Genomic DNA, 18,319 nt, shown 5'->3' with positions numbered 1-18,319 from the left:
AAAGGGATAGTGAACATAAGACTGCCATAGGCTCACATATTCAGAATACGCTATAGCCCTAACGCTTTACCGCTTCAATGAACTTAACTATTCTATATAGTAAGAAATCAAATAAAATGGAAGCTCAAACAGAAGTTAACACTTCATTTCAAACTAAAAATTAAATCCAAAACTTCTACTAACCATTATACCCCCGCACATTTTTTTTGTACAGATAGTCTTCCGAAATAATCAAGAAAAACATCTTGTTGTGGCTTCCTTTGATGGGCGTGTTCATGGTTTGGGTGCGTTGCGGAGGGAATGGCTGTGGGCTCCAGCCGCTGGCACGAACACCAAGCTCAAACGGACTGCCAGCAAAGGTTTTTTTTCTAGATTGAAGGAAATTTCCCCGCGGGCCAAGCCGCTGGGACTGAAGAACACGAGCAGCTGAGAAGGACCTGCTACTTTAACGATGTTTTCATCGCTAAAAGCACCAGGTCCGCTCCATATCCTTACTTTAACGATGAAAAACATCGTTAAATCCCTGTTATCCAACCAGATGGGGCCATCCGACCTCTTTTAACGATGAAAATCATCATTAACGTGACGGATTGACCTGGAACACCTACTTTAACGATGAAAAACATCGCTAAGTCAAGCACAAAGCACAAACGGACTTCCAGCAGAGGTTGCTTTTCTGAGGAAAAGGGATAGTGGCGATATGGAAAACTGCGCTTCCAAGCGTCACCAAAATAAAAGCAAAGGATCCTTTACAAACAAGGATTCTTTGCTTTCTTTTAGTCGCATAGTTTAATTAATCACAGGCTGCTGCATAGCGTCTTATCCCGCTCAATTTTGCACCGTAATCAGTCCGGACTTTTGAAGCAGAAGCTGCATAACTGTCGCCGTCTCAGCGCGGCTGATAAAATCCTGAGGCCTCACATTTCCGTCAGCTCCATTAATGATGCCATGATTCATATTTAATGCGGCTGACTGGCGAGCCCAAGAGCTGAAGTTCGCACTATCAGCAAATTGGGACAGAAGCTGCTCTTCCAGGGCAGGCTCAAGCTTCAGCTCCATATGGACTAGCTTCATAACTCGCGCTGCAATCACCATCGCTTCCTCGCGGGTAATCCGCTGAGCCGGTTTAAAGGTGCCATCTGCATACCCTTCGAGCAACCCGTACGAAACGGCATCGTTAACCGCATCATAGTACCAGTCTGTATGCGTGACATCACTAAACTGCTGCGATCCTCGCCCTTCTCTCAAGCCAAGTGCCTTAACTGCAATGGTGACAAACTCAGCACGAGTGATTTCTTTATCCGGCATGAAATGACTGTCATCCACACCCTGAATGACGAAGCGGGATGCCAAATCCTCGATGGCTGCCCGGCCCCAATGCTTTGTAATGTCATCGAAGGTTTTTTCTTTGTGAATCACTGTGTAGGTACTGTTGGTCATACTTTTCATGAGTGCCTGATTCTTTCCATTTTGTGAAACTACCCGGGTAGGAACATGGTGTGCTGTTCCATCGTCCATAATCAGCACGCCAGTTGTGACCATCCCTACATCAACGCCATCCGGTATGACAATCATTCTTTCAACGTAATCATTGAATGTACCGATCGCGACAGTCTTCCCCTTATAAGTAGCTGTAACTTTAAAACTGATCAGCGGTGCGGAAAATCCGGAACCTCCGGAACCTCCTGAATCTCCCGATGCTCCCGCCACTCCTGAAGCACCCGATGCACCTGTCACTCCCGGAACAACATGGTTCAGGTCTTTACCAAGATTGGCAATTTCCACGCGCAAAATAATGTCCCCTAAGGTTGCTTCAGATATTACTCCTGCTTCTAACTCTGTTCCTGTTCCTGTTTCTGCTCCTGCATCTGCTTCTGCTCTTATTCCTAACTGTGCCAAAAGATCCGCAATATTTATCAGCTCAGCGGGCAGCTTGTAGCCTGCGCTTTCAGTTTTGAGCTCCAATATCGCCGCTTTTCCAGCCATAGTGCGGAGCATGCGCGCATTCAGCTCTCCAGCTACAATATCTGACCCATTATTGGCCTCAATGGATACAATGTAGCCAGGCGCCGCTGCTGCCAGCAGGCCATTCAGCTTCTCTTCATCTACGGTTACTGTGGTCACTTTCTTGTTGTTCTTACTTTCCACTGTAGCATTCCCAGCCTTGCCGTTTTCCAACTCGCCATTTATAGCAAGCTGGATCCCCTCCTGAAAGCCACCTTCGGAATCGGCTTTGGCGGTAGCGGCAGGGGATGAAGAAGGAACTGGTGTTCCAGTCCCTTCATCCGGCCTCTCCCCGGCAGGAGCTGACGGCGTCGCCTCAACCGCTGCTGAGGCAGCACTGGAGCCTGCCGTATTCACAGCCTTCACCACAAACGTATACGTTTGTCCGTTCGTCAAGCCGCTGACCGTATGCGTCAGGCCAGTAATTCCCGCTTGTGAATTCCACAAGCTCAAATCCCCGGGAGCTGCAGAAGCAGCCCCCTGTGTCCAATAAACGCTGTAGCTGACTGTGTCCGCTGATGCGCTCCATGATAAGGCTGCCGCCCCGTTGCCTGCTTGCGCCTGCACGTTCTGCGGCGCAGCCGGGACCACAGGTACCGGTTCTTCCTGCCAAACATAAGATAGCGGAATCCGGAATCCGGCGCCTGCAGCAATATCATAAATAAAGCCCTGGCTGAAATCATTATCGTTCTTATAGCTGCGGATCAGTGTTGTATCACCCAAATCCAGGGAATACGTACCGTTGCCCAAATCCGTAATGCCTTTGATCAGGTAGACCGCGTTGCGGAGCCCATCATTTTGTACATAAATGGTCCGGTTCACCAGGTCGCTGGCAGGGTGCCCCAGCAGATTCATTTGAACGACAATCTTATTGTCCACCTGTAGAGCCTTTGTGAAATCAACTACGGTTCCATCGAGACTTCCCAGCTCCGCGCTGATTTCCGGTGTGCCACCGATCAATCCTATAACTGTACCATCATTAACATAGCTGTATACAGGCTGGCCGTTTAATTCTGAATACACGCCGAAGCTTCCTTTGAACTGCAGCTTGCCGGCGATCGTGTAAGTCACATTCGGGTTCAGCGCGCTGATAATATAATCTTCGCGGCCGTTCTCCAGCGTTACCTTCACAGCCCTGACATCTATATCTGCTGCAATCGTACCTCCTGCTTTCACTTCCAGAGCTGATGACGAAGTGATAAACCGCTGATCCTTATACGGCTCGATAACAGAAGTAAAGTTGCTGTTCAAGTTCGTACCGCTGCGTTTGGCTACCATGTATCTCAGCTTTTCCGGGTTGCCCGTTTGTGTCCGTGATGGAATGCCGTCTGCAAGAGCTACTTCATTCACATCTCCCAGCATCGTTAACCGCAGATGGATATCCTCTGGCTGAGCCAGCACATGCCAGGTATCCTTAATATCCCAATCCACACTATACTGCGAGGATGGTGCGGTATCCCGCTCCACATTTTTCAAATAATGAAAGCCCGATCCTGTGTATTGATAGCCGACTCCATTCGCATCGGAAGGCCGCTGGCCGAATGGCACACTAGCTCCTGCATAGCTTCCGCCCTGCTGCGTCACCATATTCAGTCCTTCAACTGTCACGTCGCCTTCCGCCCCATGGAAGCTGAAATGATGCTCACTGCCTCCTTTTACCCGGAAAAAGTCCACCACATACGAGTTCGCATCATCCACATGAATCATCGCCGTGGTCCGTTTGTACAGCTCGGTCTGCGGGTAAACGTCAGGAGCCTCGACATCCATCACTTTGACCATGTCCTGATCGTCGAATTGTTTTGGCTCGCCGCCCCAATGCGCCGCCTGCATTTTCTGGTCTACAAGGACTGTATTATGGGAGATCGTCTGTCTGATCCATTCCGTGAAATGGGTGTCAGTCGGCTGTGTGCTCTCAGGATAGCCCAGATCGGGACTTACATCCAGGCCAAAGGAAATGAGACCTAAGTTGAGCGTATCGCCATGCCCGTGCCCATAATTGCGCCCGTGATACATCCACAAATCTCTTAATTTGTCTGTCCCCGGACTCTGACCTTCCTGAATATCGCCATCCCGCAATGCCGTAAACCCGAAGCCGGTCATATTGACACTATCGAGCTTCAACAATCCGTGTGTTTGGATCACGGCCTGAATGTCGGCGGCAATCTGCTGTGCATTTGCTGAGAATACATTCCCATGTATGCCTGCTGTACTGTTATTATTTCTGAAATAAGCAAGCTGGGCAAATATGGGGTCGCCATAGGTTTCGAAGGCCTTGACCATTTGCTGCAGGCTGAATGCCAACCAAGGATTCCCGGTCCCGCTGGCATCCCCGATGTTGGCCGTATACTTTTGGCCCAGCATAAGCGGGTAAAGCCCTGAGAACATTTTGCGGAATTTCACATTGTCATACAGATTGACTCCAGAGCCTGCTTGAAACTTGGCCATGATGTCAGCCGTCTCCAGATAAGCGTTCAACCATAATTCATTATAGCCTGGTGACGATTCATGCCCGACTCCGTCGCGGTCCACCCCATTGACAAAGGTGACTCCCATATTGCCGCCCGTTACCTGAAGAGGTGACCCTTCCTCACCGCCGGACTTAAAGTTGAAATCCATCCAAGCCTGCGATTCGGGAAGCTTGTCGTAGACGACTGCCGCCATCGCCAGAGCGCTTTGGTGGATGCCGTTATTACTGGCAATTTGCGCATTTTTTATGCCCGGGAAAATTCGTTCGATAATGCCCGCCTCAATATTTTTGCGGATTCCCGTTGCCGAGTACTTCAGCTGGCCAAGATCATAGGTCTGGGATTTCGCTGACAAAAAGCTAATGAGCTGCGGATCATCCATAGCAGGATAAAAGGCGTCATAGGCGCTAATGAAATCCTTGACCAGGAAGGGCTCCCAAATGTTGCCTACAGCCTTGCCTAATCCTGAACCGCCATGAGAATTAAAATAGTTCGTCATGCCGTACTTGGAAATATCGAGGCTTGGATACACGTCCGCAATCCGGTCCAGCAATACGGTTCCGGCCCGGGCATACTTGATATCCCCCGTATACAGGTAAGCATCCCGCAGTGATTGCATCGCTTTCTGTATAGCGCTTTTGCCGTTATATCCCCAAAGTCCCCAATGCACATAATAAGCAATAAAGGTAAAATAATTGCCATTCTCATCCACCCAGCCGCGGCCGTCATCCACACCCCAGGTATGAAGAGGATCATTCGGATCCGGGTGATCGGTGTTGTACAATAAGGAGCGGTCTGCTTTCGTTGGATCAAATATACCGTGTTCATCCAGCCCGCTCTCATAAAAAGCGCCGAAATCATTCGTCGGGAATTTGGCTCCGCTGCTTGGATCTGTAATTTTCCACGGTTCATTAATAGGATCAAAGGTATAAGGATAGTATCCGTACAGGTCTATATCCTTTCCTGTAATCGGACTCCCTAATTCTTGATTAACAAATATGCTCCTCGGCAGACTTTGCGGCGGCACCAGGCTCCACAGAAAATCCAAGCCTTGATCCGCGTATAGATTGGCTTGTGTAACCGCATTGTCCCTCATACTCTGTGCCCAGGCGTACTGATCTATATTGTCGCGGGCCGCCTGAATGTCAGCCTGCGTATACAGAGTGGTGCGTGTTTTCGTATTCGTCAACACCTTCACTTTCAGCGGCAGGCTTGACGTGTAGGTATTTCCCCCGTATGCCGCTGACACTGTAATCGTCGTCTCACCGGCTGCCTTGGCTTCCAGTCTGCCGCTCTGCGCATCAACTACCGCAATCGTCGTATCGGCACTCTGATAGCTGAGCTGAACACCCTCCAGGAAAGCCTTCGTACCGTCTATTAACACAGCTTCCGTATCAACAGCTATTTGATTGAACATGCCTGCCGTCATTTCCGGTAAAGCCCACTTGATGGTCATGCTGCTTAATTGGACAGGCCCTTCCACCGCTTCCAGGATGAATTTCGTCGGATGCATATTACGGCGCGTAGAGCCTTTCGCATGACCAATCGCCCTGAACGTCAGCTCATGGGTGCCTGTTTCCAGATGCATAAGACGGATCGTACGTACTCCACTTTCAAATTGGTTTTCCCAGTAAGCATCATCATAAAAATCGAAGGTGCCAATCGTTCTGCCGTCAATAACGAGCTCGCCTATGCCGCCCAATTGATTGACCATTCCCTGAAGCTTAACCAGATAGTTGCCTGATGCACCCACTTTAAATATAAATGTGCGTTCATGCCCATCAGCATAGGCCTGGATATCGGTATAATTGTCGAAGTTGACAATTCCTGGTGTGAATTCGCCCAGCGGAGCGCCAACCAGCTTCCACCTGTCCGTCCCAGGCTCCAGACTGCTTTTGTTGAATAAGTATGTCGCACTTTTCTGCACATGAACCGGAAGACTCGCTGTATACGTCGTTCCGTAATAGACCACGGATGCACTTATTGTCGTATCTCCTACACCAATAGCTTCCAGCCAACCAGTTGATGAGTCCACTGTCGCTATCGCAGGATTGGCGCTTGTATAGCTTACCTGCGCTCCGTCAAGCGGAATCCTTGTACCGTCTGTCAGCTCAGCCTCGATCATCAATTGTACCCGCGCTCCTATGGACAGATCCGGCGAAGCCGTCTTCTGCTTGATGGCCACCTGACTAATATCAAGCTGCCCTTCCAGAGCATCCAGAATGAGCTTCGTCGGATGCATATTGCGGCGTGTCGAGCCCTTGGCATGTCCAATCGCCTTGAAGGTTAGCGTATGCTGGCCTGCCTCCAGATGCATCAGACGAATCGTGCGGACTCCGCTTTCAAACTGGTTTTCCCAGTAAGCATCGTCGTAGAAATCAAAGGTCCCGATCGGTTGATTATCGATATACAGCTCGCCTATGCCGCCCAATTGGTTCAGCATGCCTTGCAGCTTAATCTGGTAGTTGCCCGCAGCTCCCACCTTAAACTTAAAGGAGCGTTCATGTCCGTCAGCATAAGCCTGGATATCCGTATAGGTATCGAAGTTGACGATTCCCGGTGTAAATTCGCCCAGCGGAGCTCCGACCAGCTTCCACCATTCCGAACCGGGCTCCAGACTGCTCTTGTTGAACAAGTAAGTCACGCTCTTCTGCACATGAACGGACAGACTTGCGGTATACGTCGTTCCATAGTAGAGCACGGAAGCACTTATCGTCGTATCGCCGACACCCGCAGCTTCCAGCCAGCCTGTTAAAGGGTTAACCGCTGCTATCGTTGGATCCGCGCTGGTGTAACTCACCTGTACCCCTTCCAGAGCGACCCTTGTATTGTCCGTCAGGATAGCCTCAATCCTTAATTGAGTGCGCATGCCCAGCGACATATTCGGTAATTCCGTCTTGATGGCCACCTCACTTACAGGGAGCGGCCCTTCCGCAGCTTCGAGAATAAGCTTCGTCGGATGCATATTGCGGCGCGTCGAGCCTTGGGAATGCCCGATCGCTTTGAAGGTCAGCGTATGCTGGCCCGCCTCCAGATGCATAAGACGGATCGTGCGGACTCCGCTTTCAAACTGATTCTCCCAGTAGGCATCGTCATAGAAATCGAAGGTGCCGATGGACTGATTATCGATATACAGCTCGCCTATGCCGCCCAATTGGTTGAGCATGCCCTGAAGCTTAACTTGATAGTTGCCTGCCGTATCCACCTGAAACTTAAACGAACGTTCATGGCCATCTGCATAAGCCTGAATATCTGTATAGTTGTCGAAGTTGACAATTCCCGGCGTAAACTCACCCAAGGGAGCTCCAACCAAGCTCCATCTTTCCGTGCCAGGCTCCAGACTGCTCTTATTAAATAAATAGGTCACATCGTTCCCATCCGCTTTGGAAGCTGTTGGCTCGACCAGAATCGACCCTAACAAGAGCATAAGAACCATAAATAATTTCAAAAATTTAAAAAGCCTCTTTGTCGTATAGTGACTACGACTATGACTCTGGCTTTGGTGACTCTGATGACTCTGATGGCTGCGATGACTTCGACTGTGTTTTTTCATTTAAACCTCTCCTTTTCAGACGCCATTTTCTTTTTCGTAGGACAATGGAATTCGAAATCCGCTACCTTCGGCAATGTCATAAATAAATCCTTGATTGAAATCATGATCATCTTTATAACTGCGTATAAGTGTCGTATCCCCAATATCCAGCGCATAGCGACCTTTGCCCAAATCTGAAACTCCCTTTATCAGGTAAACCGCATTTCGCGCCCCGTCATTTTGCACATAGACGCTTCTGTTTACCAGGTCATTCAGAGCGTAGTCCTGGTGAGGAATATCGACAATAATTTCGTTATAGACTTGCAGCTGTTTGGTAAAATCAACCACGGTTCCATCCACACAGCCCTGGTTCGCATAGATCTCCGGTGAATCGAGCTGTCCGATGACCGTACCGTCATTCACATATCCGTATGCAAATTTGCCGGCTATTTCTGAATAAACTCCAAAGCCGCCTTTAAACTGCAGCTTATTGTCAATCGTGTAAGCCACCTCAGGATCAAGTGCACTGATAATGTAATCCACACGTCCGTTTTCGAGCGTGACCTTTACAGCTCTTACATCCATATCAGATACAGGAGCACCTCCGGATTTCACTTCCAGAGCAGCTATCCCACTGACAAATCTCTCGTTCTTGTAAGGCTCAATAACGGATGTAAAGGTGCTCTCCAAATCAGTTCCGCTCCGTTTGACAAGCAAATATCTCAGACGTTCAGGGTTCCCCGTTTCCGTTCGTGATGGAATGCCATCGGCAAGCGCGACTTCATCGGTATCGCCCAGCATCGTCAACCGAAGATGTACATTCTCCCGGTTCCCCTGGTTCTCCTGCGGCGGCAGCATGTTCCAAGTATCCTTGACAGTCCAGTCGACACTGAATAAGGATGACGGTGCGGTGTCACGCTCCACATTTTTCAAATAATGAAAGCCTGCGCCTCTGTATTGATAGCCGGTTTCAAGCTCATGCGCTGGCCGCTGGCCATATTCCACTTCCGGTCCCGCATAGGTGCCGGTCGGCTGTACCGTCATATTCACCCCTTCCACCTCTACATCTCCTTCCGCTCCGTGGAAGCTGAAATGATGCTCGCTACCCCCTTTGACACGGAAGAAGTCAACCACATATGAGTTTGCTTTGTCCGCACGAATCATGGCCGATGTCCGTTTGTACAGCTCTGTCTGCGGATACACTTTGGGAGCTTCCACCTCAACCAGCTTCACCATAGACCTAGGCCGGCCGTCGAACCGTTTCGGATCGCCTACCCACTGCGCCGTCTGCATCGAGCGGTCTACCGTCACCGTATTATGGGCAACTGTACTTCTGATCCATTCGGTGCAATGGGTGTCTGTCGGGAATGTGCTCTCGGGATAACCAAGATCAGGGCTTACATCAAGCCCGAAAGCAACCAGGCCCAGATTCAGGCAATCTGCATGACCATGGCCATAGTTGCGGCCATAATAAAGCCACATGTCCCGCAAGGAATTCGTTCCTATTGTGTCATTGCGAATTCTTTGTGTTTGACCATCAAGCAGTGCCAGTTCCAACAGACCCAATTTATAGCCGGCGGATAGCGAATTTTTGCCCTTATTCATAAATTCGATTCTATGCTTCCCTCGGACCAGCTGCCTGATTGCCAGGGATTCACGTTCCCGGCGGCTTCCATAGAAATCAATTTCAGCAGCAGGCTGACCATCAAGCAGGACGAGATAAATGCCATATCCCTCATTAGCAATCGATCGTGCAGGCTGCAGCAATATTTCATACTCCTTATTTTCTGCCACCTCGAAGAGGAATGAAATGGAGTCCCCTTGAGCAGAAGCTTCATATTCCAGCACATTGTCTCTGACCCGGGCATCCGTCTTTGCAGTCATCGATTCAATGAGCATAGTCCCGAACGGATAGCGAATCCCCAGCGTATCCGCTTTACTGTCCCCGTCCCGCAAGACGGCAAAGCCGAAGCCAGTCATATTGTGGCTCTCCAGCTTCAGCAACCCGTGCTCATCAATGACCTCTTGAATATCGTTCGCAAGCTGTTCCGGATTTCCCGAGAACATGTCTCCCTGTATCCCTTCAGTGCTGTTATTATTCCTGAAGTAGGCCAGCTGAGCAAATATGGGGTCGCCATAATTCTGGAATGCCTTGGTCATCTGTGTCAGACTGAAAGCTGGCCAAGGGTTTCCCGTACTCCCGGCATCCCCGATGTTAGCGGTATAACGTTCAGCCAGCATTAGCGGGTACAGCCCCGAAAACATTTTGCGGAATTTGACATGCTCATACAGACTCGCTCCAGGGTAGCCCTTATAGCCTTTCATAATATCTGCCGTTTCCAAATAACTATCCAGCCACAATTGGTTATACAGCAATGACGATTCATCACCGGCCCCGTCACGATCCACTCCATTTACGAAAGTAACGCCCATATTCCCACCCGTAACGCAATAAGGAGGCCCTTCCAGATCACCTGTCTTGAAATTGAAATCCAGCCATTCCTTTGTTTCAGGGAGCTTGTCGTATATGACTGCGGCCAGCGCCAGCGCACTTTGATGAATGCCATTATTGCTTGCTATTTGGGCTTTTTTGACACCTGGATAGATTTGTTCGATAACACCTGTTTCTATGTTCCTGCGGATCCCCTCGGCCGAGTGCTTAAGCGGCCCCAACCGATATTCAAGGGACTTGGCGCTCAGAAATGCAATCAGCTCCGGATCATCCAATACAGGACGAAAAGCTTCATAGGCCTTTAAAAAATCTTTAAGCAGGAATGGCTCCCAAATATTACCCACGGCTTTGCCATGGCCTGTAAGACCATGAGAGTTAAAGTAATGGGTCATACCGTGCACGTAAATATCCTGGCTTGGATACACATCTGCTATACGGTCTAACAATACAACTCCCGCACGGGCATACTTGAGATCACCTGTATACAAATAGGCATCCTTCAATGACCGCAATGCTTTCTGTATGATGCTTTTCCCATCATATCCCCATAAGGCCCAGTGCACATAGTAAGCGATGAAGGTAAAATAATGGCCGTTACCATCGATCCAGCCAAGTCCGTCATCGACACACCAATCCGGACCTTTCTCAGGATACAAAGTATTGACTAAATAAACCGGATCGGCCAGGCTCTGATCGAACAGGCCGTGCTCATTTAGTCCGCTTTCATAATAGCTTTGAAAATCATTTGCAGGAAACTTGTACCCGCTGCTTGGATCGGTTATTTTCCATGGCTCATGGATAGGGTCGAAGGTATAGGGATAATTGCCAAACTGGTCAATTTCTCTTCCTGTGATCGGACTGCCGATCGTTTGATTGACGAATATACTTCTTGGCAGGCTTTGCGGCGGCACCAATTTCCAGAAGAAATCCAGACCTTGGGCGACATATATGTCTGCTTGGGCAAGAGCATGATTGTTCATTTTTTTAGCTTCCCTCCACCTATTAGGGGTAACCAACCCTTTTATCCTTTAACAGCTCCGACCAAGACCCCATGAATAAAATATTTTTGCAAGAAAGGGTAGACCACGATGATCGGGATAACCGTTACCATCAGCGCAGCCATCTTCAGGCTTTCTGAATAAATGGGAGCGGCGACCTTATTCTTAATCATATTTTTTTCCATCGCTTCTGTAAGCGAGGCATTGATCAGTATGTCTCTGAGCTGAAATTGCAGTGTCCACTTCGTGTTATCGCGAATATACAGGAGAACGCCAAACCATTCATTCCAATGTGCAACTGCACTGAAAATAGTAAATGCCATGGTCATGGGAAGAACAAGCGGGAGCACGATAGTGAACAAGACCCGATAGTCCCCGGCGCCGTCCATTTCTGCAGATTCAATGATCTCTTGCGGCAATTGGTCGATCACATTTTTAAAAATAATAATATAAAAAGCACTGCTGATGCCCGGCAAAATAAGCGCCCAGAACGTATTATTCAAGCCAATACCGTTAACAACCAGATACGTCGGAATGAGCCCCCCGCTAATAAACATCGGGATCAGAATATACATAAAGATAATTTTCCGTCCGATCACATATTTGCTAGACAGCGCATAAGCACAGCAAAGAGAGACAAGGATCACCAGAACAGTATTGATAACGGTCAGGAAAACGGTATTGACAAAAGAGCGGATAAACGTTGAATTCGTTACGACCTTTTCATACGCTTGCAGCGTGAATTCAACCGGCCATAGCGATACTTGATTGCCTTCGACGGCTGCAAAGGAACTTAATGAGATAGAAATAACATGGATAAAAGGGATAAGAATACTGATGGAAAAAACGATAAACAAGCTGTAATTGACCAGTTCAAACACTTTTCTGGAAGGCGATCTGTACCTGTGCAGCAATGAAGCTCCCCCCTTAATATAGTCCCATACCAACAGCCCGTTTGGAAGCCCAGTTCGCACTAATCAATAACACAAATGCCAGCAGACTTTGCGTCAGTCCAATAGCTGTTGTAAGGCTGTACTGGGCTTGTTCCAGCCCTATCCGATACACATACGTAGCGATTACATCAGACTTATCGTAGACGAGCGGATTTTGCATGAGAAAGATCCGTTCAAAGCCAATGCCGAATATGGAAGCAATTTTGAGCAGAAACATCAGTACGATCATCGGCGCCATACCAGGCAAGGTAATGAAAATAGCCTGCTGTACACGGTTAGCCCCATCAATCCAGGCAGCTTCATACAAGCTGGAGTCGATGCCTGCAATAACGGCGAAATACAAGATGGCTGAAAAGCCTACACTTTTCCAAATGTCCGCAAAAACAACGATCCCCCTGAACAAGCCCGGCTCTGTCATAAAAAATATCGGCTCAATCCCGAACAGCCAGACCAAGGCATTGTTGACTAAGCCCGAAGCGGATGGGGAAAGAATAGCATAGAATAAGCCGGCCACAACGACCCAGGATAAAAAATGCGGCAAATAGGAGACCGTCTGCATGATCCGTTTAAACTTTTTGTTGTAAATTTCATTTGCCAGCAGGGCAAACAGAATGGGAGCTGTAAATCCAAATAATAAATCGTAGAAGTTGATAATCAACGTATTCTGCATAACTGACCAGAACCTGTCATCCGTTAGGAACTTGGTGAAATGCTTCAGGCTTACCCAATCGCTGCCCATCACGCCTTTAAAAACCGAATAATCCTGAAAGGCAATAATAACACCGTACATCGGAATGTAATTAAAAATAAACAAGGACAGGATCGTTGGGGCCATTAAGATGTACAAGGCAAGCTGTCTGCCCAATTGAATTTTTTTGCGTCTGGGCAGGCCCGGCTTTGTTGAGATCACATTTACAGTTCCATCTGACACATGCTCGCCCCCTCTACCAGTTAACAACCTTGACTCCCAAAGCAGGCAGCTCCGGTTTGATATCCTTATAGATTTGAGTGAGCTCTGCAAAAACAGTTCCGTATTTCGTATTGAACTCTGCAATTCTCTGATCCAGCTCTTCCATACTAATCCGGCTCATGATGGCTTCGGCAAGTGCTTTGGAAATAAACTCATTCATTTCCGTTCTTTTCGCAGCCGACTCATCAGAAAGCTTAGGCTCTACAAGTGTAAGTGGGTGAATACCGTTTTTATCTGCTTGCTGCTGCATGGGGATCATACTATCAAATACAAATTTGCCGTATTCTTCGCCCATAATGGCCATTGATTTCTCCTTCATCGCTTCCTGTCCGCTAACAAAGCCGCGTATCAAATGAAGGTGGAACGCCCAGGAAACAGCTTTATCTGCCTCAAGCTTTTGGAAATCGACGATTTTCTTTCCATCTGCTCCTACGGTATAATGCTCTCCTTCGAAGCCATACCAGATCGCTTCATCCAGTTCATCTGAGGCCAGTGCCTCGATGACTCTCCAGGCAGCGTCCTGATTTTTCGAGGTGCTGGAAATATAGACGCCATGATCAATAACCGGCAGAGCTTTAAAGGATTCCACATACAGCGGATTCGAAACAACAGGATCTACCTGGATTGGAGGAGCTACCACATATCTGGCTTCTTTGGTAAGCGGATTTGTATTTTTTATCGCGCCTTCGCCCTTATATGGCATTTGATCCGCTGTGTTCCATTCCATGAGCGTATCGAAATCTCCACTAATAATCCTTGACCATTTATCCAGACTGTTGGTAGAAAATTCTTTGTCCAGAATGCCATCGGTGTACAACTGTCTCATGATCTTCGTCGCTTTCATAAACTCCGGGGTTCCAAAGTTCGGAATCACTTGATCGCCTTTTATCCGGTTTGCATAAGGGGCCGCGCCCAATAATTGATAGAGGGTATCCCCGCCATAGGTTAACATGGATGCACCTACAACACGATTAGTCATCGGGATGGCCTTTGGATTTGCTTTTTTGATTTTATACATCACATCTACGTATTCTTCAACCGTTGCCGGAAACTTTCCTTCGTTATACTTCTCAAGAAGATCGAACCTGACAGCCAGACCTGATCCTTGCGGTGCTTTGTCCCAAGCCATTGGAATGCGATAATAATGTCCGCTTTTTGATTTGGTCAATTCCATCATCTCTTTGCTGATCACTTTCTGGATGATGGGTGAATTGTCATAGTATTTCTTAAGATCGATAAAGGCACCATCATCCCCACTTTTTTCGGCTACGCTTAAGTAAGGGGTATGTACAAGATCGGGCAGCTTACCTGATGCCATCAGCAAGTTGAATTTGGTTTCAAATTCCTGATAGCTGGGCACCTCAACCTTCAATTTCACATTAGCAAGCTTGTTCACGATGTCTAAGAATGGATTGTTATTGGGGTCGACACCCTCAGGATGCGGCACACCTGAATTACTGTAGAAAAAGGTAAGATTAGCCGGAGGCTCATCCGCTTTAGGCGTTGATACAGCGTTCGTTTCTGAATCAGTTGAAGGTGCAGGAGAATTAGCACCGCCGTCATTCTCCTTGGAACACCCTCCCAATACAAGTAGTAATACAACCAACATCATCGGCACGGCCCAGAACCATTTACGTTTACTCAATTGGATCAACCCTCTCTTCTTTCATTTTTTGAAGCGCTTTCTTTTAACTCATATCTAACATGTATCTTGTTACTAACTCATATTAAATGATTCACTTCCGGTCTGTCAATAGAGATTTATGCTTCATCAGCCCTCACAGAAAAAATATATGTATCCGCTTTCATTTGATTGTACTTCCCATCCCTCCTTCGCTCAGAAAGCCGCTGGAATGCGAACTAACGCTTGATCGTATAGCATCAAACGTTAGTCCTAAGTTTTGTTTGTATCGCAGCAAGTAGGTTAGGCCGAGCTGACAGCGGCATATACTTTTATAATACCGGCAATAATTTCACTTGTATCTGCTTCAGTTAAAATTGGACTAATGGGCAAATAAACCGTTCTAGCAATCAAATCTGCTGCCCGGGGACACATCTCTTCTGTATATTCCACTGCATGTTTAAATTTAAAATCAAAGGGGAAATTATGCTTCTCCGCCGTTCTTTGATGAAAGATCTGGGGATTCATGTACACTGGTTTCCCATTATACAATATAGCCGTATTGATATTCTCCGCATTCAGAGCGTCAGTGAACAGCTCAGCCATTTGTTTCGTTGGCAGAATCATACCCAGATTGGATCCGATATCCCCTTCAGTGTCTATGACCCTGCGAAACTGAAGCGTTGGGATTTCCAAGGAAAGGGCTTGCTGTATGTTCGTATAATGGGTTTTCATGTTCGTAAGAATTTCGTTCAGCTTCCCCCATTGGGCTAAGGCTACAGCTCCTGTAATCTCACTCATTCTATAATTCTGCCCGGCAAAAGCATTTTCTTCATCCGAAGATTCCAGGTTATAGCGCTGTTTATCCCTAAATAGGCCTTGATCATGATAGCGGGCCGCACGCTCAAAAATTTGCGCAGAATGCGTAATAATGGCGCCACCCTCACCCGCTGTCAGTATTTTATTCATCTGAAAGCTTAACACACCCACATGCCCGATCGTACCGGCGTATCGTCCATGATGCTTTATTCCGCAAGATTGGGCCACATCTTCTATGACATAAATATTGTGCTTCTCGGCGAAGCTCATAATTCGCTGCATATCGCAAGGATTTCCCAGAATAGGCACAGCAATAATAGCCTTCACTTCGTCATCCATGACACGTTCCAAATCATCCGGATCCATGTTTAATGTATCATCCACATCCACAAATACTGGAACCGCATTGCTGCAAATGACTGCCCCAGCCGTTGCAATAAAGGTGTTCGCAGGTACAATCACTTTATCTCCATAGCCAATACCTAACGCTTTTAATGCAATTATAAGACCGGCTGTACATGATGTTACACCTAGCACATAAGGCACATTCATATCCCTGGATATCTGATCCTCGAGTGCTTTTACGGTAAAGACAGGTTCTGGACCATAGTAGCGAAAAGGAGATTGTGCGTGAATGACTTGTGCCGCCGCGTCCGCTTCTTCCGCTCCCATCAGCACCGCACCGGGATAGTTGGGTGGCAGCGGCTTGCTGCGTGCAGGTTTTCCACCGTGAATTGCTAATTTCTCCATCTCATGAACACCTCATTTTGAAATTGGATAGGCTGCCTGCTGCTTGATACATTTCACTCCGTACCGCACTTCTATATGCTCGGATGAAGGAATGCTTTCGTTATTCAGGACAGGAATCCATACAATCACTTCAGGAGCTTCATCTAACCCTTGCAGGACAATTTCTCCCGATGCGTCAAATCCTTTGATGTTCACTTTTCTTCGCGCCCGAACCCAGTCATTAATCTGCTTGCCGGTCCAGAACGTAAAACCGCTATCCTTTGCTTTGGCAACAAATGTGAGTAAGGCTGCGTGCGCTTCTTTCGTATGATGCAAATGAACTTGATGAAATAGAAAGTGAGCGACACCTTCCACCCGTTTAACCTGCTGCAGGAAAGGCTCAATCACTGTAGTATCTGCCCAGCAGCCGATATCCATATCTTGTGTAAGGAAGCCTATCTCAAGCAAATCATAGAGACGGTTTTGCTGATTCCACCAGGCGATTGGAAAATAAGGCTGACAAGTGCCGAATAAAAACCCAACATTCCCCATCTTGCTAGGCCCTCTGGTTTGATCGGAAGAAATACCATGAGTTTCACACCACTCATAAAGCTCTCCCCAGCCTTCAAAGCGGGTATAGTGATTTTTGTTCGATACCGCTTCCGTTTCTCCTGTCGCTTCCTTAAACCAATTCAGCTGGCGCTGAAATTCTTCCTCTCCCCAATGCCCGTTATCCATAGATACGGCATTATAATGAAAAGCAAGCTCATGTCCTTCCTGTTTGACCCGCTCATAAATAAATGGACTGTAGCCCGGCTCGATCATACACCAGGTCGATTGAATCTGCGCTTGCTTCAATACATCCAGGGTCGTTACTGCGGTTACGTCTTCGTTCAAGTCACTATCGTGGGAAATCATTGCTACATGGGAAATACCCTTGGGCCAAGCTCCAAGAAACGGCAGCGTTAATCCCTTGGCGATTGCAGATTTAAGAAGCTGGGAGATTAATACTTCCCTCCATAGATCAGCATATGGAAGTGAGAAATAAGGATTCCCTGTCTCCGTTATGACGCGGTCCAGCTCCCAATCCAATTCGATGCCATCATCCGCTTTAAGTATGCCTTCGTCTACATTTGCTGTGCCATCAGGTGCGGGAATACCATCTTTAAGTATCGGCATGGTTCCCTGCTGAAAGCCCACGATTGTACTCATGAGCTGAACAGCCCAACGTTCGATGACACCTTTTCCCACAGAAAAGCTTATCTTCGCGGGACCAAGTACCTTGCCTGAAGGTTCCCCTTGATGCAGCAAACCTGCTAATCCAATGGAGCGATTTGCACCCACATGATCTATGGTCCACGGAACGGCTTGTAAATATCTTAATCCTTCCGGAATATCGCTTAGCTCAGACACGTCCGCATAGCCTGCACATCCAGATGATCTTATTGTACAATTTAATTTCTTGGCCAATTTGTTTAAGCCGCCATATGAAATGACCACTCCGCCTAATTCAGCAAACTTCCAGATTGCAGCTGCCGTTTCCTCATCATCCGCTTCCAGAGCAACGATCAATAGATCCAGCTTGCTATCTCCGATTTGCTCTTTCTGGTCAAGTACTTGGAAAGGAATACCTGCATGGGATAAAATTTCTGAATAATACCCTTCAAATACATTCAATCCGTATTTCCAACGGTCTTCAGCCACTTTACGATCCAAGAAGATTCCAACTTGTGCCATTTTCATTTCCGTATCCTCCTCGATCCCATCACGTTCCAA

Annotated in this window: 8 protein-coding genes; all 8 read right to left on the bottom strand. The window is 47.6% G+C overall.

Translation table 11 applies throughout. The features are described from left to right. Window positions 1-273 precede the first annotated feature (273 nt). A complete protein-coding gene (locus J2Z66_RS26070; RefSeq protein ID WP_209975670.1) occupies window positions 274-513 on the bottom strand; it encodes a hypothetical protein in 240 nt (79 codons plus the stop codon). 315 nt (window positions 514-828) lie between these two features. Next, window positions 829-8,022, bottom strand: a complete 7,194-nt coding sequence (locus J2Z66_RS26065; protein WP_209975669.1) for an S-layer homology domain-containing protein — start codon at window positions 8,020-8,022, stop codon at window positions 829-831. 15 nt (window positions 8,023-8,037) lie between these two features. Beyond that, the gene (locus J2Z66_RS26060; protein WP_209975668.1) at window positions 8,038-11,433 is read right to left on the bottom strand and encodes a heparinase II/III domain-containing protein; all 3,396 of its coding nucleotides are present in this window, start codon (window positions 11,431-11,433) and stop codon (window positions 8,038-8,040) included. Window positions 11,434-11,474: 41 nt separating this feature from the next. Further along, complete coding sequence (locus tag J2Z66_RS26055) at window positions 11,475-12,365, bottom strand: carbohydrate ABC transporter permease (RefSeq protein ID WP_245375845.1); 891 nt, start codon at window positions 12,363-12,365, stop codon at window positions 11,475-11,477. Window positions 12,366-12,378: 13 nt separating this feature from the next. Then, entirely contained in the window at window positions 12,379-13,335 is a 957-nt protein-coding gene (locus J2Z66_RS26050; protein WP_312894772.1) for an ABC transporter permease, read from the bottom strand. 13 nt (window positions 13,336-13,348) lie between these two features. After that, the gene (locus J2Z66_RS26045) at window positions 13,349-15,019 is read right to left on the bottom strand and encodes an extracellular solute-binding protein (protein WP_209975667.1); all 1,671 of its coding nucleotides are present in this window, start codon (window positions 15,017-15,019) and stop codon (window positions 13,349-13,351) included. 279 nt (window positions 15,020-15,298) lie between these two features. Beyond that, the gene (locus J2Z66_RS26040; RefSeq protein ID WP_209975666.1) at window positions 15,299-16,564 is read right to left on the bottom strand and encodes a DegT/DnrJ/EryC1/StrS family aminotransferase; all 1,266 of its coding nucleotides are present in this window, start codon (window positions 16,562-16,564) and stop codon (window positions 15,299-15,301) included. A gap of 12 nt (window positions 16,565-16,576) precedes the next feature. Next, window positions 16,577-18,286 (bottom strand): polysaccharide deacetylase family protein, encoded by a 1,710-nt coding sequence (locus J2Z66_RS26035; RefSeq protein ID WP_209975665.1) that lies wholly within the window; start codon window positions 18,284-18,286, stop codon window positions 16,577-16,579. Window positions 18,287-18,319 lie beyond the last annotated feature (33 nt).

Source organism: Paenibacillus eucommiae (genome assembly GCF_017874215.1).
In the GTDB taxonomy this organism is placed as follows: Bacteria; Bacillota; Bacilli; order Paenibacillales; family NBRC-103111; genus Paenibacillus_AI; species Paenibacillus_AI eucommiae.
Note: the sequence above shows the minus strand (reverse complement) of the source record. Positions and strands in the feature narration are given on the sequence as shown.